This is a genomic window from Sphingobium salicis subsp. salicis (assembly GCF_049472635.1).
Lineage (GTDB): Bacteria > Pseudomonadota > Alphaproteobacteria > Sphingomonadales > Sphingomonadaceae > Sphingobium > Sphingobium yanoikuyae_A.
The window spans coordinates 4,643,912-4,667,354 of sequence record NZ_JAYRCS010000001.1; the positions used below are offsets into that span (position 1 = coordinate 4,643,912).

Sequence of the window (23,443 nt, forward strand, 5' to 3'; positions counted from 1 at the left end):
GATGCGGTCCCTCGTCCGGGGGCTTATGTGTTCAAGTATCTGACTTTCTGTACTTTCCTTCTCTCCACCACCGCTTTCGCCGAAGAGGCGCAGCAGGCGCCGCCGCCCGATGCCGCGGCCGATGCCGGGGCATCCTCTATCCTCGTCACCGCGACCCGCCTCGCCACGCCGGTGGATCAGGTGCCGGCCTCCGTCACCGTGCTCGACAAGGCAGCGATCGACCGGGCCCAGGATCTGGGCGTCACCGAATTGCTGCTGCGCACGCCCGGCGTCAGCATCTCGCGCAATGGCGGCTATGGCACGGCGACGTCGCTGCGCATCCGCGGCGCGGAATCCGACCAGACCGTGGTGGTGATCGACGGGGTGAAGCTCAATGATCCCTCGTCGGCCGGCGGCGGCTATAATTTCGCCAATCTGCTGGTCGGCGATGCCTCGCGGATCGAAGTGCTGCGCGGCCCCCAGTCGACCCTGTGGGGCAGCCAGGCGATCGGCGGCGTCGTCAATGTCGTCACCGCCATGCCCGAAAAGGCGCTGGAGGGGAGTTTCGATGTCGAGGCGGGATCGCGCGACACCGTCAGTGCCCGCGCGGCGCTGGGCGGCAAGACCGGCCCGGTCAGCTGGCGGATCGGCGGCCAGAGTTTCACCACCGAGGGTATTTCCGCGATCAGCCCGGCCTTTGGCGGCAAGGAGAAGGACGGCTATACCAACCGCAGCGTCACCGGCCGGGTCGAGGTTGCGCTGGCGGACGGGATCAGCGCGGACCTGCGCGGCTATTATTCCGATGGCCATGTCGATTTCGACGCGACCAGCGCGGAAAGCCCCGCCTATGGCACCAATCGCGAATTTGTCGGCTATGCCGGCCTTAACGTCGCACTGCTCGACGGCCGCTTCCGCAACCGTTTCGGCTATGGCTATACCGACACCGATCGCGACAATTATGATCCGCGCAACCAGCGCAAGCAGACGTTCGACGCGGCGGGGCGCAACCAGCGGCTGGAATATCAGGGCAGCTTCGCGATCGCCGATGGCTGGACCGCGCTGTTCGGGGTGGAGAATGAGAATAGCCGCTTCCGCAGCGTGTCACCTTCGGCGTCGCTTTCGGTGCCGATTCCCGATCCGGCCCGCGGCAAGGCGGAGATCACCAGCGTCTATGGCCAGCTCAATGCCCAGCCGATTACGGGCCTGACCCTGACCGGCGGGCTGCGCTATGACGATCATAACCGCTATGGCGGTCGGACCCTTTTTTCCGCTGGTGGCGTCTGGGCGCTGCCGACCGGGACGGTGCTGCGCGCCAGCTATGGCGAGGGGTTCAAGGCGCCGACCCTCTATCAGCTCTTTTCCGAATATGGGAATCAGGCGCTCGATCCCGAACGCGCCCATGGCTGGGAAGCGGGCGCGGAGCAGCGTTTCTTTGGCGAGAAACTGCGACTGGGTGCGACCTGGTTTGATCGGACCACGACCGACCAGATCATCTATAATAGCTGTTCCTCCAGTTCGACCGATCCGCTCTGCTTCACGCCCGGCACCACCACCCGCCGTTATGGCTATTATCTCAATGTCGCGCGCGCCAAGGCGCATGGCATAGAGGCGCAGGCAGCGGTCGAGCCGGTCAAGGGGCTGACGATCGACGGCAATTATAGCTGGACCGTGGCGGAGGATCGTTCGGACGGCACCGCGAACGAAGGCAATTGGCTGCCGCGTCGGCCGCGGAACAGCGCCAATGGTTCGATCAGCTATGCCTGGCCCTTCGGCCTCACCACCGGCGCGGCGGTGCGCTGGTCCGGCCACAGCTATGACAATGCGGCCAACACCACCCGGCTGGACGATTATACACTGGTCGACCTGCGCGCCGAATATGCGTTCACCCCGGCGTTGCGCCTGTTCGCCCGCGTCGAGAATCTCTTCGACGAGAACTACATGACGGCCTATCGCTATGGCACGCTCGGCCGCAGCATCTATGCCGGCTTCCGGGGGCGCTTCTGATGCTGCGTCCCGTCGAACCCGGCCCCGCCATCGTCGCCTGCAATACCTGCCGTCATTCGGCCGAAGCGCGGGAGGATGAGGAGGGCGTGCGTGGCGGGGCACGGCTGGCGGAGGCGCTGCGCAGCGTGCAGGCCTCCGACCCGCGCTATGCCACCGTCGCGGTGCAGGACATGCCCTGCCTGTTCGCCTGCCAGGATCATTGCACCGTCCATCTGCGCGCGCCGGGCAAGGTCGGCTATGTCATGGGGCGGTTCACCCCGGATGCCGATGCGGCACGCGCGATCCTCGATTACGCCATTGCCTATGCCGCCAGCGAGCATGGCCGCGTCGCCTTTCGCGAATGGCCCGAAGGCGTGAAGGGCCATTTCATCACCCGTACCCCGCCGGAAGGATTTGTCGTCGAATGAGCTTCGCCTCGATCACCGATTTCGAAAATGCCCTGGCCAACCTGCCGCCGGCCGAGGAACTGGCGAGCGCGGCAGCACGCGCGCGGCAGGCCGAACTGACCAAGCCATTGGGGGCGCTCGGCCGGCTGGAGGATGTCGCGATCTTCATGGCAAGCTGGCAGGGGCGCGCGGTGCCGCGCCTGAAGCGGGCGCGTGCCGCGATCTTTGCCGGCAATCATGGCTTCACCGTCCACGGCGTCAGCGCCTATCCCGCCGCCGTGACCGCGCAGATGGTCGCCAATTTCGCCGCCGGCGGCGCGGCGATCAATGCCCTGGCCGGTGTCGCCGGGCTGGAACTGGCGGTGCGATCGATCGATCTGGACCGGCCAACGGCGGACTTCACCGTCGCGCCCGCCATGACCGACGAGGAGTGCCTGACCGCGCTGTCGATCGGCGCGGCGGCGGCCGAAGAGGATCTGGACCTGCTGGTCGTGGGCGAGATGGGGATCGGTAATTCGACCGCCGCCGCAGCCCTGAGCGCCCGCAGCTTCGGCGGAAAGGTCAGTGACTGGGTTGGTCCCGGTACGGGCGTCGATGGCGAGGGGATTGCGCGCAAGATCGCGACGATCGATCGCGCGCTCGCCTTCCATGCCGATGCGCCGGACAGCGCTTTTGAAACACTGCGCCGGCTGGGCGGGCGCGAACTGGCGGCGATTGCCGGCGCGGTGCTGCGCGCCCGCCAGCTGGGCGTGCCGGTGCTGCTCGACGGTTTCATCAGTTGCGCCGCGATCGCGCCGCTGGTGGCGCAGGTGCCGGCCTTTGCCGACCATTGCCTGGCCGGTCATTGCTCGGCCGAGCCGGGCCACGGCCTGCTGCTGGAGCGGATGGGCCTTGAACCGCTGCTGCGCCTCGACATGCGATTGGGCGAAGGCAGCGGCGCGGCGGTGGCGGCCAATATCGTCCGTGCGGCCGTAGCCGCGCATAGCGGCATGGCGACCTTTGCCGAGGCGGCGGTGTCGACCGCGACATGATGGGCATGCCGCTCCATCTGCTGCGGCATGGCGCGCCCGAGACGCCGGGCCTGTTGCTGGGGCGGACCGACAGCGTGCCGACGCGCGCGGGCATCGACGCCTGCCTGGCGCAGGCGGAGGGGCTGGAGATCGAGATGATCGTAACGTCCGACCTGCAGCGCGCCCGGCAGGCGGCGACGGCGATCGGCGAGCGCGCCGGCTTGCCGGTATGGGTCGATCCGCGCTGGCGGGAACTGGATTTCGGCATCTGGGATGGTCTGGCCCCGGCCGATGTCGATCCCGAGGCGCTCGCCCGTTTCTGGCAGGATCCGGATGGCTTCGCGCCGCCGGGCAGCGAGGGATGGACGGCATTGCTGGGGCGGATCGCCGATGCGGTCGAGGATCTGCCGCGCGTGCCCACATTGGTGCTGACCCATGGCGGGGCGATGCGCGCGGCGCTGGCCCATCTGTGCGGGTTCAGCGTGCAGCAGAGCTGGAGCTTCGGCCTGCCCTATGCCGCCTTGCTGTCGCTGGAACGCTGGACCGGGGAGCCGCCGCTCGCCCGCATCACGGGCCTGCGCCCATGAAGGGGCTGGTCCTTGCCATCCAGTTTCTGACCCGCCTGCCGATGCCGAAGGTGACAGCGAACGAGACAGACTTCGCACGGTCCATTCGATGGTTTCCGGCGGTCGGCGCGATTGTCGGTCTATCTGTCATGTTCGCTGTCAATCTTGCTGTTCGCGTCGATCCCTGGATCGGGGCGCTGGCCGGGCTGCTCTGCTGGGTCGGCGTGACCGGGGCGCTGCATCTCGACGGGCTCGGCGACATCGCTGATGCCTGCGGCGCGGTGCATAAAGGGCGCGACCGGTTGCTGGCGGTGCTGGCCGACCCGCATGTCGGCAGTTTCGGCGTGGTGGCGATCGGCCTGCAACTGATCGCCAAGCTGCTGTTGCTCCATGCGCTGGTCGAGCGGGGCATGATGTTGCCGCTGCTGCTCATTCCCTTTGCCGCGCGGATCGGGCCGCTGCTGTGGGCGCGCATGCTGTTGCCCCTGCATGCCGGGCTGGGCGCGCGCTTTGCCGATGCCGTCAAAACGATCCACATCGCCCTGTGGATAAGTCTATTGATAATCGCTGCCTGGTGGCTGCCGGCCCTGCTCGCAGCGCCGCTGCTGATGCTGGTCTGGGGCCTGTGGCTGAAGCGCCGGCTGGGCGGCATTTCCGGCGATGGCCATGGCGCGGGCATTGAACTGGTTGAAAGCGGGCTGCTTTTCGTCGTCCTGATCGCGGGCGGCACGACATGACGACACGCTGGACATGGCATGGCGGCGGCGTCGCGGCGGCGAGCGCGCATTTCGGCGGCGCGCCCGAAAGCTGGCTCGACTTATCCACAGGCATTAATCCCCATGCCTGGCCCGGCGCTGCCGAGCAGGCGATCGACTGGCGCGCCTTGCCCGACGAGCAGGGACTGCGCGCGCTTGAACAGGCGGCGGCCGATCATTTCGGCGCCGCTGCCGATCATGTCTGCGCGCTGCCGGGGACAGAGGTGGGCCTGCGCCTCGTTGGCACATTGCTCGACGGTTCGGTCCGCCATGCCAGCCCGGCCTATCGCACCCATGGCGCGATGGTGCCCGGCGCCGCGCCGGTCGATCTCGACCGTCTGGACGAGGCCGACGGGCAGACGCTGATCCTCGCCAATCCCAATAATCCCGACGGGCGTATCCATGGCGTGGCCGACCTGCTGACCCTGCTCGACCGGCGCGGGCCGGACGGCTGGCTGGTGGTGGATGAGGCCTTTGCCGATGGCCATCCCGGCATCAGCCTGGCGCCCTTTGTGGCGGACGATCGCCGCCTCATGCTGTTGCGCTCCTTCGGCAAGTTTTTCGGGCTTGCCGGCCTGCGCCTCGGCTTTCTGGTGGCGCCGCGCGCGATCGTTGCGCGGGTGCGGGAGCGGCTGGGTGCCTGGCCGGTGTCGGCCGCCGCCATTGCCATCGGCACGGCGGCCTATCGCGATAGAGCTTGGATAGAAGCGATGCGCGACCAGCTCCAGCGGGAGGCGCAGGCGCTCGACACGCTGCTGTTGCGCTGCGGCTATCAGCCGATCGGCCAAAGCCCGCTCTTTCGCCTGATCGAAACGCCCCATGCCACGGCCCTGTTCGAGCGGCTGGCAGGGCAGGCGATTTTGACCCGGCCCTTCGATAGTCAGCCGCATTGGCTGCGCATCGGCCTGCCGGCAGACGCGATGGGTCTGGCCCGACTGAAACGGGCGCTGCGCCATGGCTGATCCGGTTGCGTTGCTGGCGCTCGCGCTCGACGCAGCGGTCGGCTGGCCGGCGGCACTCTATCGCCGGATTGGCCATCCGGTCGGTGGATTTGCGCGGCTTATCGACCATTGTGCTGCGCGCTGGAATGATCCGAGGCGTAGCCATCGTGCCCGGCAAATGGGCGGGATTGCAACGTTGTTGCTTTTGCTGTCGGTGGCGGGCGGTGGCGGATGGCTGGTCCAATATCTGCTCCGCCTCTGGTTGCCGCAGCCGTGGAGCTGGATGCTGATCGGCCTGCTGGCCTATCCGGCGCTGGCGCTGCGCAGCCTCTATAGCCATGTCCGCGCGGTCCATCGCGCGCTGGCGGCCGATGATCTGCCGGCGGCGCGGGAGGCGGTCGGCATGATCGTCGGTCGCGATACGCAATCGCTCGATGAAAGCGGCGTCACCCGCGCCGCGATCGAGAGTCTGGCGGAAAGCTTCTGCGACGGCGTGGTCGCGCCCTTCTTCTGGCTGCTGTTGCTGGGCCTGCCGGGTGTGTGGGCCTATAAGGCGGTGAATACCGCCGACAGCATGATCGGCCATCGCGAAGCGCCCTGGGGGCCGTTCGGCTGGGCGGCGGCACGCACCGATGACCTGATGAACCTGATCCCGGCGCGGCTGGCCGGTTGCCTGCTCTGCCTGGCGGGCGGGGGCGGCTGGCGGGTGATGTGGCGCGACGCGCGCAACCATGCCTCGCCCAATGCCGGCTGGCCGGAGGCCGCGATGGCCGGCGCGCTCGACCTGCGGCTGGCTGGGCCGATCCGCTATGATGGCGTGCGCCATGACAAGTCCTGGATTGGCAGCGGGCGGATCGAGGCTGATCCGCTCGACCTGCGCTGGGCGCTGGCCATCTATGTTCAGGCCTGCCTGCTGCTCTGGCTGGTGGCCGGGCTGCAGGCACTGTTTGCGGGAGACATGATATGACAAGCAGCCTGCTGGTGCTGGGCGGTGCGCGATCGGGCAAGAGCCGCCATGCCCAGGCAGCGGCCGAAGCGCTGCCCGGCGCGCACGTCTTCATCGCCACGGCTGAGATTTGGGACGCGGAAATGGCCGACCGGATCGCCCGGCACCGGGCCGATCGCGGGCCGGAATGGGAAACAGTGGAGGCGCCGATCGAGCTGCCGGGCGCGATCGCTGCGGCGCGGGGCAAGATCGTGCTGGTCGACTGCCTGACCTTGTGGGCCAGCAATCTGCTGCTGGCGGATCGGGATGGCGAGGCGGCGGCCGACGCGCTCTGTGCCGCGATCCTGGCCCATGACGGGGCGATCATCCTGGTCGCCAATGAAGTGGGATTGGGCATCGTGCCCGACAATGCGCTGGCGCGGCGCTTTCGCGATCTGGCCGGCACCTTGAACCAGCGGGTCGCGGCGGTAGCGGATCGGGTGGTGTTCGTCGCGGCGGGCCTGCCGCTCGCGCTCAAGGGGTGAAGGGGCGGCGGACCGCCCCTTCGCTCGATTAGTCGCGCAGCAGTTCGTTGATGCCGGTCTTCGACCGGGTCTGCGCGTCGACGCGCTTGACGATCACGGCGCAATAGAGGCTGGGGCCGGGCGTGCCGTCGGGCAGCGGCTTGCCGGGCAGCGAGCCGGGGACGACGACCGAATAAGGCGGCACTTCGCCGATGAAGACTTCGCCGGTGGCGCGGTCGACGATCTTGGTCGACATGCCGATGAAGACGCCCATCGACAGCACAGACCCCTTGCCGATGCGCACGCCCTCGACCACTTCCGAACGGGCGCCGATGAAGCAGTCATCCTCGATGATGACCGGATCGGCCTGCAGCGGTTCCAGCACGCCGCCAATGCCGACGCCGCCCGACAGATGGACATTCTTGCCGATCTGGGCGCAGCTGCCGACCGTCACCCAGGTGTCGACCATCGTGCCTTCATCGACGAAGGCGCCGATGTTCACGAAGCTGGGCATCAGGATGACATTCTTGGCGATGTGCGATCCGGCGCGGGCGAAGCTGCCCGGCACGGCGCGGAACCCGGCGGCGCGGAAGGCGGCCTCGTCCCAGCCGGCGAACTTGCTCGGCACCTTGTCCCACCAGTGGCCGGCGCCCGGACCATTGTCGATCATGACATTGTCGTTGAGGCGGAAGGAGAGCAGCACGGCCTTCTTCGCCCACTGGTTGACCTGCCAGCCGGCTTCGGTCGGCTCGGCGACGCGCAGTTCGCCCTTGTCGAGCAGGGCCAGTGCCTTGTCGACCGCCTGGCGGACGTCGCCCTGGGTCGACAGGTTGATGTTGGCCCGGTCCTCCCAGGCGGCGTCGATGATCGCGATCAGGTCTTGGCTCATGGTCTTTCCCCAAAAATATCCGCCAGGAACGGCGTCAGATGGTCGGTTTCATAATCGATGAAATCGGGATGATGGTCGTGATTGCCCGCTTCCGACCCATTATTGACCCAGATGGTGGTCATGCCGATCGCCTTGGCGGGTTTGAGGTTGCGGGCCATGTCCTCGAAAAAGGCGGCGCGGGTCGGGTCGACGGCGTGGACGCTGCACAGTTCCGCATAGCCCGACGGATCGGGCTTGGGCACATAGCGGCAGGCGTGGATGTCGTGGATCAGCTCGAACGCGCCGACGAGGCCCAGCCGGTCGAGCACGCGGCCGGCATAGGTGGCATCACCATTGGTGAAGATCAGCCGGCGGCCGGGCAGGGCGGCGATATGGGCGTTGAGGGCGGCATCGACCGCCAGCCGCTCCATCGAGATGTCATGGACATAGTCGAGAAATTCGCGCGGCTCGATGCCATGATGGTGCATCAGCCCCGACAGGGTCGTGCCATGTTCCATGAAATAGCGTTTCTGGACGATCCGCGCCTCGGCCGGGTCGCAGCCCAGCAGGCCCTGGATATATTCGCCCATCTTCACGTCGATCAGGGCGAACAGGTCCGCCTTCGCCGGATAGAGCGTATTGTCCAGATCGAAGATCCAGGTGTCGACATGGGCCAGGTCCGCGCGCATGGCCGGGCCCTAATCCCCGGCGGGGATTAGGGCAAGGGCGCAAAGGCCCCATGGATCGGACGCATCAGCCGCAGCCGGGCGCTTCGCTGTCGTGATAGAAGTCCTGCACCGCGGCCCAGGCATCCTCGGCCGTCTCGACCCAGGTCAGCAGGTTGAGGTCATTGTGCGAAATCACGCCCTCATCGGCCAGCGCCTCGAAATCGACGACCTTGTTCCAGAAATCCTTGCCGAACAGCAGGATCGGGATCGGCTTCATCTTGCCGGTCTGGATCAGGGTCAGCAGCTCGAACATCTCGTCGAACGTGCCGAAGCCGCCGGGGAAGACCGCGAGCGCGCGGGCGCGCAGCAGGAAATGCATCTTGCGCAGCGCGAAATAGTGGAACTGGAAGCTCAGTTCCGGCGTGACGAACAGGTTGGGCGCCTGTTCATGCGGCAGCACGATGTTCATGCCGATCGTGGTCTGGCCGACATCGACCGCGCCGCGATTGGCCGCTTCCATGATCGAGGGACCGCCGCCCGAGCAGACGACGAAATGACGGCAGCCGGCGGCATTCACCGGATATTGCGCCGCGATCCGCGCCAGCTTGCGCGCTTCCTCATAATAGCGGGCCTTCTTGCCCAGATTTTCGGCAATCTTCTTCTGTTCGGGCGTGGTGGCCGCGTCGATCCGCGCCTGGACCTGATCGGGTTCGGGAATGCGGGCGGAGCCGTAGAAGACGAAGGTGGATTCGATCCGCGCCTCGTCCATCAGCAACTGGGGCTTGAGCAATTCGAGCTGGAAGCGCACCGGCCGCAGATCCTCGCGCAGCAGGAACTCATTGTCCTGGAAGGCGAGCTTGTAGGCGGCGCTGCTGGTCTGGGGGGTTTCGATCGCCTTCCTGGCGTCGTCCGCTTCCTGGCGTGCGGGGCGGAATTTGCGTTCTTCAATTTCTTTCTTGGTCATTCCCAACAAGCTAGGCGCGGCAGGTGACAATGCCAAGACCGTTAGCGGGAAAATCCGCCAAGTTGGCTATTTCCGCTTAGCGGCAAAAGCCGCCGCGGCCGCCCATGTCGAAGTGGAAATGGTCATGATGGGCGGCGTTATAGTCGGGCGACAGCACCGTGTTGAACCGTTTGCAGGCGCTGGCATGGACCACTTCCAGGAACTGGCGGGTGCGCTTGTCACCATTCCAGTCCTTCTCGACGCTGATCCGGCGTCCATCGCTCAGGACGAAGGCGGATACGTCGATCGCATTGCTATGGGCATGTTCGCTGAGCTTGCCGCTGCCCGCGATCGGCCGGCAATTATAGGTGCCGAATGTCTCGATCTTCTCGATCTCCGCGCCCAGGATCAGCCGGGCGGCGGGCTGCACGGCATAGCGCGACCAGGCCGCGAAATTGGCGGCAAGGTTGCAGGTCATGGCCCCCAGGCCCGAGGTCGGCACACCGATGTCGAGCAGTTTGACGCTGCCGATCGCGCTGCATCCACCCCCGAAATTCTGATCGGGCAGGGGGGTGAAAGCGACCGACTGGGACTGCAGCTTGGCGAAACATTGCCGGGTTTCGAGCGGCGGCGGCGCGGGCGGTGTGGCCGAGCGCGCGCTCTTCACCGGTTTGGATGCACGGGCGACTCGACCCTTGGGCACCAGGTCGCCGCTGCAGGCGGCCAGCATGCTCGCCATCGTCGCGGCCAGGGCCGCGCTGCGCCATACCGAATTTTTCGTCGCCCGCTCTACCATCAATCCCGCATTTACCACGGCTTTCCGGGCTGATGGGTTAACGGCGCTGTCATTTCGTCGCATTTTGCTGCGGCTTGACTCTTTTTCGGAAATCTTTAGGGCGGCCGACGGGCCACGCGGTCCCAACGCCGCGCGTGCTCTCTGTAAGGAGACGCATACATGACTGATCTGACTGCCGTTGACGCCACCATTGCGCCTGCCGCAAAGCCCGCAACCCGTCCGGCTCGCCCCTTTTTCTCTTCCGGTCCCTGCGCCAAGCCTCCGGGCTGGGATGCCGCCAAGCTGGCCACCGAGTCGCTCGGCCGTTCGCACCGCGCCAAGATCGGCAAGACCCGCCTCGCCTACAGCATCGACCTGATGCGCGAGCTGCTGAACCTGCCCGACACCCACCGCATCGGCATCGTGCCGGGTAGCGACACCGGCGCCTTCGAAATGGCGATGTGGACGATGCTGGGCGCCCGCCCGGTGACGACGCTGGCCTGGGAAAGCTTCGGCGAAGGCTGGGTGACGGACGCCGCCAAGCAGCTGAAGCTCGATCCGACCGTCATCCGTGCCGACTATGGTCAGCTGCCTGACCTTGGCACCGTCGACTTCTCGAACGATGTGCTCTTCACCTGGAACGGCACCACATCGGGCGTGCGCGTGCCGAACGCCGACTGGATTCCGGCCGACCGCGAGGGCCTGACCTTCGCCGACGCCACCAGCGCGGTCTTCGCCTATGAGATCGACTGGACCAAGATCGACGTCGCCACCTTCTCCTGGCAGAAGGTGCTGGGCGGCGAGGGCGGCCATGGCGTGCTGATCCTCGGCCCCCGCGCCGTCGAGCGTCTGGAAAATCACACCCCCGCCTGGCCGCTGCCCAAGGTGTTCCGCCTGATGGCCAAGGGCAAGCTGGCTGAAGGCGTGTTCAAGGGCGAAACCATCAACACCCCGTCGATGCTGGCCGTGGAAGACGCGATCTTCGCGCTGGAATGGGGCAAGTCGCTGGGCGGCCTCAATGGCCTGATCGCGCGCAGCAACGCCAATGCGGCGGCGCTGGGCAAGATCGTCGCCGAACGCGACTGGCTCGGCCATCTCGCCGTCGACGAAGCCTCGCGCTCGACCACCAGCGTTTGCCTGACCGTCGAGGGCGCCGACGAAGCCTTCATCAAGGCCTTCGCTGGCCTGCTCGAGAAGGAAGGCGCCGCCTATGACGTGGCGGGCTATCGCGACGCCCCGGCAGGCCTGCGCATCTGGTGCGGCGCGACCGTCGAGACCGCCGATATCGAGGCGCTCGGCCCGTGGCTCGACTGGGCCTATGCGACCGTGAAGGCTGCTTAACTAACCTCTCCCTTTATATTCCCGTCATCCCAGCGAAGGCTGGGATCTCAGGCCTCTAGGTACGAGTTCGCCGCCTGAGATCCTGACCTTCGTCAGGATGACGAATTGCAAGAAAGGCAATTCGCCATGCCCAAGGTTCTCATTTCCGACAAGATGGACCCCCGCGCCGCCGCGATCTTCCGCGAGCGTGGTGTCGAGGTTGACGTCATCACCGGGCAGACCCCGGAAGAACTGGCCGCGATGATCGGCGCCTATGACGGCCTCGCCATCCGCAGCTCGACCAAGGTCACCAAGGCGATTCTCGACGCCGCGACCAACCTCAAGGTCATCGGCCGCGCCGGCATCGGCGTCGACAATGTCGACATCCCGGCCGCTTCGGCCCAGGGCGTGATCGTGATGAACACGCCGTTCGGCAACTCGATCACCACCGCCGAACATGCCATCGCGCTGATGTTCGCGCTGGCCCGCCAGATCCCCGAAGCCAATGCCCAGACGCAGCAGGGCCTGTGGCCCAAGAACGGCTTCATGGGCGTGGAAGTGACCGGCAAGACGCTGGGCCTGATCGGCGCCGGCAATATCGGCTCGATCGTCGCCAGCCGTGCGCTCGGCCTCAAGATGAAGGTCGTTGCCTTCGATCCCTTCCTGACGCCCGAGCGCGCCGTGGAAATGGGTGTGGAAAAGGCGGACCTCGACACGCTGCTGGCCAAGGCCGACTTCATCACGCTGCACACGCCGCTGACCGACCAGACCCGCAACATCCTGTCGAAGGACAATCTGGCCAAGACCAAGAAGGGCGTGCGTATCGTCAACTGTGCCCGTGGTGGCCTGATCGACGAAGCGGCGCTGAAGGAGGCGCTGGATTCGGGCCATGTCGCGGGTGCCGCGCTCGACGTGTTCCAGACCGAACCGGCCAAGGAATCGCCGCTGTTCGGCACGCCGAACTTCATCTGCACCCCGCATCTGGGCGCATCGACCGACGAAGCGCAGGTCAATGTCGCGCTGCAGGTGGCCGAACAGCTCAGCGACTATCTGCTCGACGGCGGCATCACCAATGCGCTGAACGTGCCCAGCCTGTCGGCCGAGGAAGCGCCCAAGCTCAAGCCCTATATGGCGCTGGCTGAAAAGCTGGGCAGCCTGATCGGCCAGCTGGAAGGCGATGCCATCACCGGCGTTGCTGTCGAGGTCGAGGGCCATGCCGCCGAGCTGAACCAGAAGCCGATCACCGCCGCGGTGCTGGCCGGCCTGATGCGCGTCTATTCGGACACGGTGAACATGGTCAACGCGCCCTTCCTGGCGAAGGAACGCGGCCTGGACGTGCGTGAGGTCCGTCATGACCGCGAGGGCGACTATCAGACGCTGGTGCGCGTCACCGTTTCGACCGAAGCGGGCGACAAGTCGGTGGCCGGCACGCTGTTCGGCCATGCCCAGCCCCGCCTGGTCGAGCTGTTCGGCATCAAGGTCGAAGCCGATCTCGACGGCCACATGCTCTACATCGTCAACCAGGACGCGCCGGGCTTCATCGGTCGCCTCGGTTCGAAGCTGGGCGAGTCGGACGTCAATATCGGCACCTTCCACCTGGGCCGTCGCAACCAGGGCGGCGAAGCCGTGCTGCTGCTGTCGGTGGACGGTACCGTCACCGAACCGCTGCGCTGGGCGATCTGCAACCTCGCCGGCGTGAAGCAGGTGAAGCTGCTGCGCTTCGCGTAAGCTGACCTAAATATCTGCCGTTCGGTTCGAGCAGCCCTTCGACTGCCTGCAAGGCAGGCGCTCAGGACAGGCTTCGAGCTTGTCGAGAAGCGTTGTCGAGAACAGTTCTCGACAAGCTCGAACCGAACGGGGGTAGGGGATGGCCTAACCCCAAAATTCCGCTAAAGGGCCTGTCCCATGACCATGATCCCGCCAAGCCTGCTCCCGGAGGGGCTATCCGATCGCCTGCCGCCGCAGGCCGAAGCTTCCGCGCGCCTGGCGCGCCGCGTGCTCGATACGGTTGCGACCCATGGCTATGAGCGGGTCATGCCGCCGCTGGCGGAGTTCGAGGATACGCTGACTCAGCGGCTCAAGTCGATGCGCGCGCAGGATCTGGTTCGCGCTGTCGATCCGGTGTCGCAGCGTACCCTGGCCTTCCGTCCCGACATGACCGCACAGGTCGGTCGCATCGCCGCCACCCGCCTGCGCAGCGCGCCGCGTCCGCTGCGCCTGTCCTATGCCGGGCCGGTGATCCGCCAGAAGGCGAGCCAACTGCGCCCCGAGCGCGAGAAGATGCAGCTGGGCGCCGAGCTGATTGGCAGCGACAGCGCCGCCGCCGCGGTCGAGATCGTCAACATCGCGATCGAGGCGCTGAGCGCCGCCGGCGTCACCGGCATCACCATCGATTTCACCTTGCCCGACCTGATCGACGCGCTGGCCGCCGGTCCGTTGCCGCTGGGCGCCGAAGAATTGGAAGCCGTGCGCGCCGAACTGGACGCCAAGGATGCCGGCGCGCTGGTGGCGATCAGCCCGGCCGCCGCCGCCTATCTGCCGCTGATCGAGGCGACCGGCCCCTTCCATGCCGCGATGGAACGGCTGGAGGCGTTCAGTGCGCAGCTGAGCGGCGCCATCGACAGCCGCATCGCGGGCCTGCGCGCCATTGCCAAGCCGATCGGCTGGGACATCACCCTGACCCTCGACCCGACCGAACGGCACGGTTTCGAATTCCAGAACTGGTTCGGCTTCTCCATCTTTGCCGAGGGCTTCATCGGCGAGATCGGCCGTGGCGGCAGCTATGCCATCGCCCGCGCCGGCGAGGCGGACGAACCGGCCATGGGCTTTTCGCTCTATCCCGACCCGCTGATCGACGCGGGCTTTGGCGACGAACGGCCCAAGCGCCTGTTCCTGCCGGTCGGCCATGATGCCGTGCGCGCGGCCGCGCTGCGGGCCGAGGGCTGGCACACGGTTGCCGCGCTGGCGGACGGCGAAGATGGCGCTGCCCAGCGCTGTTCGCACTGGCTGGATGGCAGCGAGCCCCGCGCCTACTGACCGAACAGTCGACGCAGCCAGGCGTCCACGATGCCGGTGCCGGCATAGTCGGCATCGCCCATCTCGCGGTTGATCTGCATATGGCCGCGCAGCCCGCGTCCGGGCAGCGCATGGATCTCTACCGGGGTTCCCGCTTTGCGCAGCGCGGCGGCGAGCGCATTGGACTGGGCGGTGCCGTCGACCCGATCAACATGGAGCAGCAGGAAATCGGGGGCGTTGGGCTTTGCCGCCTGCAAGGTGGGCGATAGCGCCTTCTGCCGCGCCGGATCGGTGCCGAACGCCTGTTCATAGGTTTTCGCCATGAAGCGGCCGCCCTGCGCCATCTGCGTTGGCACGTCATAAGCCGCGCCATCCAGTGCGATGATGCCGCGCACGGCATCGGGCTTCAGCCCGGCCTTGGCGAAATAGCGCATGTCGGTGCCGACCAGCGCGACGAGGTGCGCGCCGGCGCTGTGGCCCATCAGGATGATGCGGTTGGGGTCGACCCCCAGCGTTGCCGCCCGGCTGCGCAGACGGGCGACGGCATCGGCGACATCCTGCGCTTGGCTCTCGACCGTCGCATCGGGCACCAGCCGGTAATCGATCGATGCGAAGGCATAGCCAAGGCCGGTATAATGGGGCGCCTTGGCCGCGCCGGTGGCATTGTCCTTGCTGCCGCGTTTCCAGCCGCCGCCATGGACGAAGATAACCAGCGGTGCCTTCGTGCCCTTGCCCGGCCAGAAGTCGATCGCCTGCAATGGATCATGGCCATAGGTCATGGCCTGCGGCGCGGGGGCGGCCGTCTGGGCCTGGGCGGCCATCGGCGTGCCCGCGAGCAGGGAGAGAATCAGGATCGGAATCAGCCGTCTGCGCATATGGATCGTCCTTCGCTGCCCCTGTGCCGGCATGATCGCGAGGGCGCATCGCGCCGTAAAGCGGGCACCTGGTATCAAAGTGTAATCGCGCTCCAACCTTGACGCATCGGCCATGCCCGGCTAACGCGCGCCCCGCACAGGGCGTACCCCGCCCATCCTATTCCACCGGCATGCCGAGTCCCGTCGAAGGGCATGGCCGGTCCGCGCGGCGGGCGGAGGAGTGTATCCATGGCAAATGTTACCGTGATCGGCGCCCAATGGGGTGACGAAGGCAAGGGCAAGATCGTCGACTGGCTGTCGGAGCGCGCGGATGTCGTCGCCCGTTTCCAGGGCGGCCATAACGCCGGCCACACGCTGGTCGTCGGCGAGAAGGTCTACAAGCTCTCTCTGCTCCCCTCGGGCATCGTCCGCGGCACGCTGTCGGTGATCGGCAATGGCGTGGTGCTGGACCCGTGGCACTTCCGTGACGAAGTGGCGAAGCTGAAGGGCCAGGGCGTCGAGATCACGCCGGAAAACCTGCAGATCGCCGAAACCTGCCCGCTGATCCTGCCCTTCCACCGCGACCTCGATGGCCTGCGCGAGGACGCATCGGGCGCCGGCAAGATCGGCACCACCCGTCGCGGCATCGGCCCGGCCTATGAGGACAAGGTCGGCCGCCGCGCCATCCGCGTCTGTGACCTCGCCCATCTCGACGATCTCGACCTGCAGATCGATCGCCTGACCGCGCATCATGATGCGCTGCGTGCTGGCTTTGGTGAAGCGCCGATCGACCGCGCCCAGCTGATGGCCGACCTGACCGAGATCGCCGCCTTCATCCTGCCTTTCGTGAAGCCGGTCTGGCTGACGCTCAACAAGGCGAAGTCGGAAGGCAAGCGCATCCTGTTCGAGGGCGCGCAGGGCACTTTGCTCGACATCGACCATGGCACCTATCCCTTCGTAACCTCGTCCAACACGGTGGCGGGCACGGCGGCGAGCGGCACCGGCCTTGGCCCCAATGGCGCCGGGTTCGTGCTGGGCATCGTCAAGGCCTATACCACTCGCGTCGGTTCCGGCCCGTTCCCGACCGAGCAGGAAAATGACGTCGGCCAGCGCCTGGGCGAGCGCGGCCATGAATTCGGCACCGTCACTGGCCGCAAGCGCCGCTGTGGCTGGTTCGACGCGGTGCTGGTGCGCCAGTCGGTCGCCGTTTCGGGCGTGACCGGCATTGCGCTGACCAAGCTGGACGTGCTCGACGGTTTCGAGGAGCTGAAGATCTGCGTAGGCTACAAGATCAGCGACCAGAGCTTCGACTATCTGCCCGCCCATGCGCAGGACCAGGCCAAGGCCGAGCCGATCTATGAAAGCATCGCCGGCTGGAGCGAAACCACCGCCGGCGCGCGCAGCTGGGCGGAGCTTCCGGCACAGGCGATCAAATATATCCGCCGCATCGAGGAACTGATCGGCTGCCCGGTCACGCTCGTGTCGACCAGCCCGGAACGCGACGACACCATCCTCGTCCGCGATCCCTTCGCGGATTAAGGGGCATGGGAGAGCAGCGCTTCGAGCGGCACAAGCAGCCCTGGACCCAGGATGAGGTCCAGAAACTGCACACGCTCGCCAAGAAGGGTATGGCGCTCAAGGCGATCGCCAAGGCGCTGACCCGCAGCGAGGAATCGGTGAAGACCCGCGCCAAGCAGGACGGGCTGTCGATCGCCAAGCTGCGCTGAGAGATGAGAAGGCCGGGCGGAAACGTCCGGCCTTTCCTTATTCCGGGGCGTGGCGCTCGACCGGCTGGATGCTGCCGTCCTTGGCATAGGTCAGCGGCGCGATGGTGATCGAGCGCCGATGATCGCCGCCACCGGGCAAGAGCCTGTCATGATAGAAGAGCCAGCTCTTGCCGCCCCGCTCGACGATCGCCTGATGATTGGTCGAGATCGGCAGATAGTCGAGGATCACTCCGCCATAGGCGAAGGGGCCGAGCGGCGAGGCGGCGGTGCCATAGATGATCTGGCCGGGCCAGCCGGTCGAGAAGCTAAAATAATAGCGGCCCTTGTGGGCGTGGAGATAGGGTGCCTCGCCATATTTCTTCTTCGGATCGCTGGCCGGCAGTCCGGTGACGGCGACGTCCATGATCGGACCGTCGACATGGATCATGTCGGGCTTCAGCCGCACCACCTTGGGCACGCGGGTACCGAAATAGAGATAGGCCTGTCCGTCCGTGTCGATGAAGACGGCGGGGTCGATCGGCTCGGCGCCGGCATTGGCGTCGCGCGCCTTGTCGATCAACGCGTCGCCGCGCGCGTCGCGATAAGGCCCCTGGGGGCGGTCGGCCACCGCAACGCCGATCCGGTCGCCGCCGATCGGCGCATAGAAATAATAGCGTCCGTTGCGCCGGGCGACTTCAGGGGCCCAGGCTTTGGCATCGGGGCGTGCCCATTGGAAGGTGGTGACGTCGAGGAAGGCGCCGTCATCCTGCCAGCTTTTCATGTCGGTCGAACTGTAGAGGCGCCAGCTTGTGCTGTCCCAGTAGCGGCCGGAATTGGATGCGTCGTCGGTGGCATAGAGATACCAGCGATCGTCGAACCAGTGCGGCGACGGATCACCGGCAAAGCGCGGGCTGATCGGCTTGCCCGGCGCGACATCGCCATTGGCCATCAGCAGGCCCATGCAGGCCAGCAGCGCCATCCTCTTCATCCGCATCCTCCCATGTCGATCATTGATGCGATGATGGCGTTCCGCCATGTGAAATGCAATTTCGCATCATGAAATATTGAAAGATTAGAAGGCCGGCTGGACCCGATCGGGGCAGGATGCGACAAGTCTGTCGACATCCAGACAGGAGGCTCCGCATGGCACTCGACATCCTCGTCCTCTACGGTTCCTATCGGCGCAGCCGGCTCGGTATCCGGCTGGCCGACTATTTAATCCGCAGCTTTGAGGGGCTGGGGCACAAGGCGGAACTGGTCGATGCCAAGGCGGTCGACCTGCCGATGCTCGACCTGCGCTATAGCGACTATCCCGCCGGCGAGGCGCCCGCCGCCATGGCGCATCTTGCCGAGCGTCTGTCCGCTGCCGATGCCTTCGTCTTCGTCGCGGGCGAATATAATCGCGGCATGCAGCCGGGTCTCAAGAATCTGGTCGACCATTATCTCAAGGAGTTCGACCGCCGGCCGGCCGCGATCGCCAGTTACTCGATGGGGCGTTTTGCCGGGGTGAACAGCCATGCCGACTGGACGGTGACACTGTCCGCCATGGGCATGGCGGTGATGCCGGAGCGGCTGAGCGTCGGCCAGATCGGGCAGACGCTGGATGAAAATGCCCAGCCTAACGGTGACGGCGGTGCTGCACTGGACCGCGGCTTTGCCGGTTTCGCCGACACGCTCATCTGGTGGGCGCAGGCGGCGAAGGCGCAGCGCTGATCTCCTCGCGCGCCGATATCACCGTCGCGGCCACAAGGTCGCCGATGACGTTGAGCGCGGTGCGGCACATGTCGAGCAGCCGGTCGACGCCCAGCACCAGCCCGATTCCCTCGGGGGGAATGCCGACCATCGCCAGGATCATCGCGACCACCGGCAGCGACCCGGCGGGCACGCCTGCCGTGCCGACTCCGCCCAATATGCAGACCAGCATCACCATCAGCTGCTGGCCAAGGCTGAGGTCGACATGGAAGAATTGGGCGAGGAACAGGACGGTGATCCCCTCGAACATCGCCGTGCCATTCTGATTGGCGGTGGCGCCGATGGTGAGGACGAAGCGGGCGATGCGGCGCGGCAGGTGCAGATTTTCCTCCGCAACGCGGATGGCGGTCGGCAGGGTGGCGTTGGAGGAGGCGGTGGCGAAGGCCATGACGCTTGCTTCCTGCACGGCGGCGAAGAAGCGTAGCGGCGACCGGTGCGCCAGCAAGGCGATCAGCAGCGAATAGATGCCGAACATCTGAATCGCGAGCGCCAGCAGCACGACCCCGACATAGGCGGACAGGCGCAGCAGCAAGTCCCAGCCGAACTGGGCGGCGAGGTTGAACATGAAGCAGGCGATGGCGATCGGCGCCAGGCGGATGACGATCGAGATGAGGCGCATCGTCACCGCGAACAGACCCTCCATCGCGTCGAGCAGCAGCTTCGTTTCCTTCGTCTGCACCAGCACCAGCCCGATGCCGAAGAAGAGGGCGAAGACCATCACCGCCAATATGTCATTGTCGGCCATCGCCGCGATCACATTGTCGGGGACGATCGCGATCACCGCCTGCATGCCGGTGGGCGTGTCGGCGCCGCGATCAAGGATCGCCTTGGCCCCCTGGCCCGCATCGGCCAGCAGTGCGCGCGCCTGCGCCGGATCGACGCCGCTGCCCGGTTGCAGCAGGTTGACCAGCGCCAGGCTGATGACGACGGCAATGCCCGACACGATCAGCGTGTAGATGAGGGTGCGCAGCCCCACCCGGCGCAGCGAGCGCATCTCGCCCATTTCGGCGATGCCGACGATCAGCGCGGAGACCAGCAGCGGGATCACCAGCATGAACAGCAGGCGGAGGAAGACCTGACCGATCGGGCCGGTCAGATAGCGGGTGACCGCATCGATCCAGGGCGCGCCGGGGGTTACGGCATAGGCGACCAGCCCGGCGGCGAGGCCGATCAGGAAGCCGGCCAGCATCTGCCATTGCAGCGAGAAGGCCGCGCGTCGCCCCGCCTGTTCCTCTGTGCCCGAACCACTCATGGCTTCTCCTCTTCCTCCCGACCAACGAGCCATGCGGAAGCGGGTTGCGCGGCCGGCAATATTTCGTTTCGTTAGGGCATCGACGGAGCATAGCCGCATGCTCGGGCGTTGGGCCGGTTCACCAGAAGGAGTCTTGCATGATCGTTGATGCCGTCCCCAGCATGCGCCGGATCGCATCGGAAGTGTGGAAACCGCTGACCGCGCTGTTCGTGTGGGACTGTGCGGTCACGGCCGCTTATTATCTGTTGCCGTTCAAGGCCCCTTCGCTGCCGCTCACCATCTTTGGTTCGGCCCTCGCCCTGTTCCTGGGCTTTCGGTCGAACAGCAGTTACCAGCGCTGGTGGGAAGGGCGCACATTGTGGGGGGCGATGATCAACGCCTCGCGCAGCCTGGCGCGTTCGGCGCGCAATTTCCTGCCCGACCCGGAGGCCCGCGACCTCAAGCGCGAGATCGTCAAGCGCCAGATCGCCTATGTGAATGCGCTGCGCTGCCAGTTGCGGCGCCAGACGATCGGGGAGGATGTGACCAAATTCCTGCGCGAGGAGGATCAGGGCAAGGCGCTGGCGCGGGCCAATCCGGCCAATGGCCTGCTCGACAGCACCGGCCGGCGGATCGACATGGCGCGGCGGGAAGGCTGGATCGACACCATCCAGCAGACCCAGATGGAGAAGGTGCTGGTCGACATCGCCAATGCCCAGGGCGGGATGGAGCGGCTGAAGAACACGCCGCTTCCCTTCCAGTATCGACTGCTGCCGGTCGTGTTCACCCATCTCTTCTGCATCCTGCTGCCGATCGGGCTGGTCGAGACGCTGGGTTTCGCCACGCCACTGGGATCGACGGTGGCGGGGCTGATGTTCATGGCGGTGCTGCGGATCGGCGATGATCTGACCGATCCCTTCGCCGACAGCGTGCATGACGTGCCGTTGACGGCGATGTGCCGGACGATCGAGATCGACCTGCTCCAGTCGATCGGCGATCCGGCGCCAGATCCTGTCACGCCGGTGCGTGGTGTCCTGTGGTAAGGTAATAAAAAGCCCCGCCGGCATGATGCAGGCGGGGCTTTTTCTTTGGCATTGAAGTGCGGGCTTTAGCCCTTGCGGTCTTCGTCGACCATGTCGGAGGCCAGTTCCAGCCCGGCCCGGCCATGGGACGGGGTATGGGCCGGCGCCTTGGGATGGGGCACGTCGACCAGCTCCTCCACCTCCAGCATGCCTTCCCACTTGGTGATGACCGAGGTGGCAATGGCATTGCCCAGCACGTTGGTCGCGGTGCGGCCCATGTCCATGAAATGGTCGACCGCCAGGATGAAGGCGACGCCCTCGACCGGCAGGTCGAACTGGCCGAGCGTGGCGGCGACCACGACCAGCGAGGCGCGCGGCACGGCAGCGATGCCCTTGCTGGTGACCATCAGGACGAGCAGGATCGTGATCTGGGTCGCGATCGGCAGGTCGATGCCATAGGCCTGGGCGATGAAGATGGTCGCGAAGGTCGCATACATCATCGAGCCGTCGAGGTTGAAGCTGTAGCCCAGCGGCAGCACGAAGCTGTAGATGCGGCGCGGCACGCCGAACCGGTCGAGCTGTTCCAGCATCTTGGGATAGGCGGCTTCCGACGAGGCGGTCGAGAAGGCGATCAGGATCGGTTCGCGGACATAGCGGATCAGCTTGAACATCCGCTTGCCGAGGAAAATCGCACCCGCGCCGAACAGCAGCACCCACAGGCAGATGAGGGCGATGTAGAATTCGCCGACCAGCGCGCCGTAGGTTTTGAGCACGCCCAGGCCCTGCACCGTCACCGACGAGGCGAGGGCGCCGAACACGGCGAGCGGCGCGACGCGCATGACATAGCCGGTGACCTGCAGCATCAGCTCGACCAGCGCCTCGATCACGGTGATGATCGGCTTGCCCTTTTCGCCGATGGCGGTCAGCGCCACGCCGACGAATAGCGAGAAGACGACGATCTGCAGGATCTGGTTGTCCGCCATCGCGCCGATCATCGACGTCGGGAAGACGTGCAGGATGAAGTCGCGGAAATTGAGCGCTTCGGTGTTGACGCCCGCATCCGCGCCCGACCGGACGAGGTTGAGGCCGGCGCCGGGTTCGAAGAAATTGACGAAGATCAGGCCCAAGGTCAGCGAGATCAGGCTGGCGATGATGAACCAGGCGAGCGCGCGCCCGCCGATCCGCCCCAGCGCCGCGCTGTCGCCCATATGGGCGATGCCCGCGACCAGCGTGGAAAAGACCAGCGGTGCGATGATCATCTTGATCAGATGAAGGAAGATGTCGGCCAGAAGGTGAAAATAGCCCGCCACATCCTTGGCCAGCGCTTCATCCCCGCCGACCCAGAGATTGGCCACGAAGCCCACGATCACGCCCAGGACCATGCCTGTCAGGATGTAGGCCGTCAGTCGATTTCGCATTATATTCCTCTAGCCAGCGAGCGGTCCGCCCGCGCATTCATTCTGTTCTGCTGGGTGGTGACACCTAACAGGCGCCCGGCCAGCCCGCAATCGGGCAGGCTTGGACTGTGCGGGGATAGACGAATGAGCCACCATATTCCGCGCCCTGTTTTACGGCAGGACAATGGCATGATGCTCGGTTAGGGGTAGAGAAGCCCTTCGTTCCAGCCATTTTCCTGGCGGGTGAAGACGCGTCGTTCATGCAGGCGATGCTCGCGGTCCTGCCAGAACTCGATCCGTTCCGGGGTCAGGCGGAAGCCCGACCAGTGGGGTGGGCGCGGCACCGGGCCACCTTCGAACCGGGCGCGCACCTCTTCATAGCGATCCATGAAGACGGCGCGCGACGGCAGTGGGCGGGACTGGTCGGAAGCCCAGGCGCCCAGCTGGCTGTCGCGGCTGCGGGTGGCGAAATAGGCGTTGGCGGTCGCGTCGTCGACCGGGCCGACGCTGCCCTCGATCCGGATCTGGCGGCGCACCGACTTCCAGTGGAACAGCAGGGCGGCATGCGGATTGGCGAGCAGGTCGCCGGCCTTGCGCCCCTCGAAATTGGTGTAGAAGATGAAGCCGTCGGGGCCATGGCCCTTGAGCAGCACCATGCGGACCGACGGGCGGCCCTGTGCATCGGCCGTGGCCAGCGCCATGGCGTTGCTGTCATTGAGTTCGGTCTCGCGCGCCTGCGCATACCACTCGTCGAAAAGGGCGAAGGGATCGGTCATGCCCCTGCCTTAGATTCCCGGCACCG

25 protein-coding genes are annotated in these 23,443 nt (G+C 66.1%); 16 read left to right on the forward strand and 9 right to left on the reverse strand.

Annotated features, from left to right (window positions below):
• Positions 1-27 precede the first annotated feature (27 nt).
• The 8 genes from VHN57_RS22365 to cobU are packed head-to-tail and all read left to right on the forward strand — an operon-like array spanning position 28 to position 7,111.
• Positions 28-1,983 carry a TonB-dependent receptor plug domain-containing protein gene (locus VHN57_RS22365; protein ID WP_423285568.1) on the forward strand — a complete coding sequence of 652 codons (1,956 nt, stop codon included), beginning with the start codon at positions 28-30 and terminating at the stop codon, positions 1,981-1,983.
• Complete coding sequence (locus VHN57_RS22370; protein WP_037507181.1) at positions 1,983-2,390, forward strand: DUF1636 domain-containing protein; 408 nt, start codon at positions 1,983-1,985, stop codon at positions 2,388-2,390. The genes VHN57_RS22365 and VHN57_RS22370 overlap by 1 nt, the downstream gene beginning before the upstream one ends.
• Entirely contained in the window at positions 2,387-3,400 is a 1,014-nt protein-coding gene (gene cobT / locus VHN57_RS22375; protein ID WP_423285571.1) for a nicotinate-nucleotide--dimethylbenzimidazole phosphoribosyltransferase, read from the forward strand. Before VHN57_RS22370 ends, cobT begins: the two co-directional genes overlap by 4 nt.
• The gene (locus VHN57_RS22380; RefSeq protein ID WP_004209730.1) at positions 3,397-3,966 is read left to right on the forward strand and encodes a histidine phosphatase family protein; all 570 of its coding nucleotides are present in this window, start codon (positions 3,397-3,399) and stop codon (positions 3,964-3,966) included. The genes cobT and VHN57_RS22380 overlap by 4 nt, the downstream gene beginning before the upstream one ends.
• Positions 3,963-4,682: an adenosylcobinamide-GDP ribazoletransferase gene (locus VHN57_RS22385; RefSeq protein ID WP_423285573.1), complete on the forward strand. Its 720-nt coding sequence runs from the start codon at positions 3,963-3,965 to the stop codon at positions 4,680-4,682. Before VHN57_RS22380 ends, VHN57_RS22385 begins: the two co-directional genes overlap by 4 nt.
• The gene (locus VHN57_RS22390; RefSeq protein ID WP_423285575.1) at positions 4,679-5,662 is read left to right on the forward strand and encodes an aminotransferase class I/II-fold pyridoxal phosphate-dependent enzyme; all 984 of its coding nucleotides are present in this window, start codon (positions 4,679-4,681) and stop codon (positions 5,660-5,662) included. The genes VHN57_RS22385 and VHN57_RS22390 overlap by 4 nt, the downstream gene beginning before the upstream one ends.
• Entirely contained in the window at positions 5,655-6,608 is a 954-nt protein-coding gene (gene cbiB, locus VHN57_RS22395; protein ID WP_423285577.1) for an adenosylcobinamide-phosphate synthase CbiB, read from the forward strand. Before VHN57_RS22390 ends, cbiB begins: the two co-directional genes overlap by 8 nt.
• Entirely contained in the window at positions 6,605-7,111 is a 507-nt protein-coding gene (gene cobU / locus VHN57_RS22400) for a bifunctional adenosylcobinamide kinase/adenosylcobinamide-phosphate guanylyltransferase (protein ID WP_010335568.1), read from the forward strand. Before cbiB ends, cobU begins: the two co-directional genes overlap by 4 nt.
• Before the next feature lie 28 nt (positions 7,112-7,139).
• On the opposite strand, the gene dapD is transcribed toward cobU, so the two are convergent.
• The 4 genes from dapD to VHN57_RS22420 all read right to left on the reverse strand — a co-directional run bounded on the left by dapD (position 7,140) and on the right by VHN57_RS22420 (position 10,365).
• On the reverse strand, positions 7,140-7,979 hold the full coding sequence (gene dapD, locus VHN57_RS22405) for a 2,3,4,5-tetrahydropyridine-2,6-dicarboxylate N-succinyltransferase (RefSeq protein WP_048936178.1): 840 nt from the start codon (positions 7,977-7,979) through the stop codon (positions 7,140-7,142).
• The gene (locus VHN57_RS22410; protein WP_423285580.1) at positions 7,976-8,647 is read right to left on the reverse strand and encodes a pyrimidine 5'-nucleotidase; all 672 of its coding nucleotides are present in this window, start codon (positions 8,645-8,647) and stop codon (positions 7,976-7,978) included. Before VHN57_RS22410 ends, dapD begins: the two co-directional genes overlap by 4 nt.
• Positions 8,648-8,711: 64 nt before the next feature.
• A complete protein-coding gene (locus tag VHN57_RS22415; protein ID WP_004209740.1) occupies positions 8,712-9,590 on the reverse strand; it encodes an LOG family protein in 879 nt (292 codons plus the stop codon).
• 76 nt (positions 9,591-9,666) lie between these two features.
• Positions 9,667-10,365, reverse strand: coding sequence for an extensin-like domain-containing protein (locus VHN57_RS22420; RefSeq protein WP_423285582.1), 699 nt, complete (start codon positions 10,363-10,365; stop codon positions 9,667-9,669).
• Between VHN57_RS22420 and VHN57_RS22425 the strand changes: the two genes are divergently transcribed.
• The 4 genes from VHN57_RS22425 (at position 10,298) to VHN57_RS22440 (ending at position 14,700) form a co-directional block, all read left to right on the forward strand.
• Positions 10,298-10,528 (forward strand): hypothetical protein, encoded by a 231-nt coding sequence (locus tag VHN57_RS22425; RefSeq protein ID WP_284114325.1) that lies wholly within the window; start codon positions 10,298-10,300, stop codon positions 10,526-10,528. The genes VHN57_RS22420 and VHN57_RS22425 overlap by 68 nt on opposite strands.
• Positions 10,525-11,685 (forward strand): phosphoserine transaminase, encoded by a 1,161-nt coding sequence (locus VHN57_RS22430; protein ID WP_423285584.1) that lies wholly within the window; start codon positions 10,525-10,527, stop codon positions 11,683-11,685. Before VHN57_RS22425 ends, VHN57_RS22430 begins: the two co-directional genes overlap by 4 nt.
• A 126-nt stretch (positions 11,686-11,811) precedes the next feature.
• The gene (gene serA, locus VHN57_RS22435; protein ID WP_037521949.1) at positions 11,812-13,392 is read left to right on the forward strand and encodes a phosphoglycerate dehydrogenase; all 1,581 of its coding nucleotides are present in this window, start codon (positions 11,812-11,814) and stop codon (positions 13,390-13,392) included.
• Positions 13,393-13,569: 177 nt separating this feature from the next.
• The gene (locus VHN57_RS22440) at positions 13,570-14,700 is read left to right on the forward strand and encodes an ATP phosphoribosyltransferase regulatory subunit (protein ID WP_423285586.1); all 1,131 of its coding nucleotides are present in this window, start codon (positions 13,570-13,572) and stop codon (positions 14,698-14,700) included.
• On the opposite strand, the gene VHN57_RS22445 is transcribed toward VHN57_RS22440, so the two are convergent.
• Positions 14,694-15,554 (reverse strand): alpha/beta hydrolase, encoded by an 861-nt coding sequence (locus VHN57_RS22445; RefSeq protein ID WP_423285588.1) that lies wholly within the window; start codon positions 15,552-15,554, stop codon positions 14,694-14,696. The two genes, VHN57_RS22440 and VHN57_RS22445, sit on opposite strands and share 7 nt — an antisense overlap.
• 228 nt (positions 15,555-15,782) lie before the next feature.
• On the opposite strand from VHN57_RS22445, the gene VHN57_RS22450 reads away from it, so the two are divergent.
• Positions 15,783-17,072 carry an adenylosuccinate synthase gene (locus VHN57_RS22450; protein WP_423285590.1) on the forward strand — a complete coding sequence of 430 codons (1,290 nt, stop codon included), beginning with the start codon at positions 15,783-15,785 and terminating at the stop codon, positions 17,070-17,072.
• A gap of 5 nt (positions 17,073-17,077) precedes the next feature.
• Positions 17,078-17,260, forward strand: coding sequence for a hypothetical protein (locus VHN57_RS22455; RefSeq protein ID WP_007706693.1), 183 nt, complete (start codon positions 17,078-17,080; stop codon positions 17,258-17,260).
• Between the two features lie 37 nt (positions 17,261-17,297).
• On the opposite strand, the gene VHN57_RS22460 is transcribed toward VHN57_RS22455, so the two are convergent.
• On the reverse strand, positions 17,298-18,227 hold the full coding sequence (locus VHN57_RS22460; RefSeq protein WP_423285593.1) for a family 43 glycosylhydrolase: 930 nt from the start codon (positions 18,225-18,227) through the stop codon (positions 17,298-17,300).
• Between the two features lie 155 nt (positions 18,228-18,382).
• Between VHN57_RS22460 and VHN57_RS22465 the strand changes: the two genes are divergently transcribed.
• Entirely contained in the window at positions 18,383-18,952 is a 570-nt protein-coding gene (locus VHN57_RS22465; RefSeq protein WP_423285595.1) for an NADPH-dependent FMN reductase, read from the forward strand.
• Here VHN57_RS22465 and VHN57_RS22470 read toward each other — a convergent pair.
• Positions 18,915-20,243: a dicarboxylate/amino acid:cation symporter gene (locus VHN57_RS22470; RefSeq protein WP_423285597.1), complete on the reverse strand. Its 1,329-nt coding sequence runs from the start codon at positions 20,241-20,243 to the stop codon at positions 18,915-18,917. The genes VHN57_RS22465 and VHN57_RS22470 overlap by 38 nt on opposite strands.
• 137 nt (positions 20,244-20,380) lie before the next feature.
• Here VHN57_RS22470 and VHN57_RS22475 point away from each other — a divergent pair, with 137 nt between their 5' ends.
• Positions 20,381-21,265, forward strand: a complete 885-nt coding sequence (locus VHN57_RS22475) for a bestrophin family protein (protein ID WP_099232821.1) — start codon at positions 20,381-20,383, stop codon at positions 21,263-21,265.
• 65 nt (positions 21,266-21,330) lie between these two features.
• Here VHN57_RS22475 and VHN57_RS22480 read toward each other — a convergent pair whose 3' ends face one another.
• The gene (locus VHN57_RS22480; protein ID WP_423285599.1) at positions 21,331-22,662 is read right to left on the reverse strand and encodes a dicarboxylate/amino acid:cation symporter; all 1,332 of its coding nucleotides are present in this window, start codon (positions 22,660-22,662) and stop codon (positions 21,331-21,333) included.
• 179 nt (positions 22,663-22,841) lie between these two features.
• Complete coding sequence (pdxH, locus tag VHN57_RS22485; RefSeq protein ID WP_423285601.1) at positions 22,842-23,417, reverse strand: pyridoxamine 5'-phosphate oxidase; 576 nt, start codon at positions 23,415-23,417, stop codon at positions 22,842-22,844.
• Positions 23,418-23,443 lie beyond the last annotated feature (26 nt).

Coding starts and splice junctions, on each gene's coding strand:
- VHN57_RS22370 (WP_037507181.1), top strand. CDS start 1,983: ATGCTGCGTCCCGTCGAACCCGGCCCCGCCATCGTCGCCTGCAATACC.
- cobT (WP_423285571.1), top strand. CDS start 2,387: ATGAGCTTCGCCTCGATCACCGATTTCGAAAATGCCCTGGCCAACCTG.
- VHN57_RS22380 (WP_004209730.1), top strand. CDS start 3,397: ATGATGGGCATGCCGCTCCATCTGCTGCGGCATGGCGCGCCCGAGACG.
- VHN57_RS22385 (WP_423285573.1), top strand. CDS start 3,963: ATGAAGGGGCTGGTCCTTGCCATCCAGTTTCTGACCCGCCTGCCGATG.
- VHN57_RS22390 (WP_423285575.1), top strand. CDS start 4,679: ATGACGACACGCTGGACATGGCATGGCGGCGGCGTCGCGGCGGCGAGC.
- cbiB (WP_423285577.1), top strand. CDS start 5,655: ATGGCTGATCCGGTTGCGTTGCTGGCGCTCGCGCTCGACGCAGCGGTC.
- cobU (WP_010335568.1), top strand. CDS start 6,605: ATGACAAGCAGCCTGCTGGTGCTGGGCGGTGCGCGATCGGGCAAGAGC.
- dapD (WP_048936178.1), bottom strand. CDS start 7,979: ATGAGCCAAGACCTGATCGCGATCATCGACGCCGCCTGGGAGGACCGG.
- VHN57_RS22410 (WP_423285580.1), bottom strand. CDS start 8,647: ATGCGCGCGGACCTGGCCCATGTCGACACCTGGATCTTCGATCTGGAC.
- VHN57_RS22415 (WP_004209740.1), bottom strand. CDS start 9,590: ATGACCAAGAAAGAAATTGAAGAACGCAAATTCCGCCCCGCACGCCAG.
- VHN57_RS22425 (WP_284114325.1), top strand. CDS start 10,298: ATGCTCGCCATCGTCGCGGCCAGGGCCGCGCTGCGCCATACCGAATTT.
- VHN57_RS22420 (WP_423285582.1), bottom strand. CDS start 10,365: ATGGTAGAGCGGGCGACGAAAAATTCGGTATGGCGCAGCGCGGCCCTG.
- VHN57_RS22430 (WP_423285584.1), top strand. CDS start 10,525: ATGACTGATCTGACTGCCGTTGACGCCACCATTGCGCCTGCCGCAAAG.
- serA (WP_037521949.1), top strand. CDS start 11,812: ATGCCCAAGGTTCTCATTTCCGACAAGATGGACCCCCGCGCCGCCGCG.
- VHN57_RS22440 (WP_423285586.1), top strand. CDS start 13,570: ATGACCATGATCCCGCCAAGCCTGCTCCCGGAGGGGCTATCCGATCGC.
- VHN57_RS22445 (WP_423285588.1), bottom strand. CDS start 15,554: ATGCGCAGACGGCTGATTCCGATCCTGATTCTCTCCCTGCTCGCGGGC.
- VHN57_RS22450 (WP_423285590.1), top strand. CDS start 15,783: ATGGCAAATGTTACCGTGATCGGCGCCCAATGGGGTGACGAAGGCAAG.
- VHN57_RS22455 (WP_007706693.1), top strand. CDS start 17,078: ATGGGAGAGCAGCGCTTCGAGCGGCACAAGCAGCCCTGGACCCAGGAT.
- VHN57_RS22460 (WP_423285593.1), bottom strand. CDS start 18,227: ATGAAGAGGATGGCGCTGCTGGCCTGCATGGGCCTGCTGATGGCCAAT.
- VHN57_RS22465 (WP_423285595.1), top strand. CDS start 18,383: ATGGCACTCGACATCCTCGTCCTCTACGGTTCCTATCGGCGCAGCCGG.
- VHN57_RS22470 (WP_423285597.1), bottom strand. CDS start 20,243: ATGAGTGGTTCGGGCACAGAGGAACAGGCGGGGCGACGCGCGGCCTTC.
- VHN57_RS22475 (WP_099232821.1), top strand. CDS start 20,381: ATGATCGTTGATGCCGTCCCCAGCATGCGCCGGATCGCATCGGAAGTG.
- VHN57_RS22480 (WP_423285599.1), bottom strand. CDS start 22,662: ATGCGAAATCGACTGACGGCCTACATCCTGACAGGCATGGTCCTGGGC.
- pdxH (WP_423285601.1), bottom strand. CDS start 23,417: ATGACCGATCCCTTCGCCCTTTTCGACGAGTGGTATGCGCAGGCGCGC.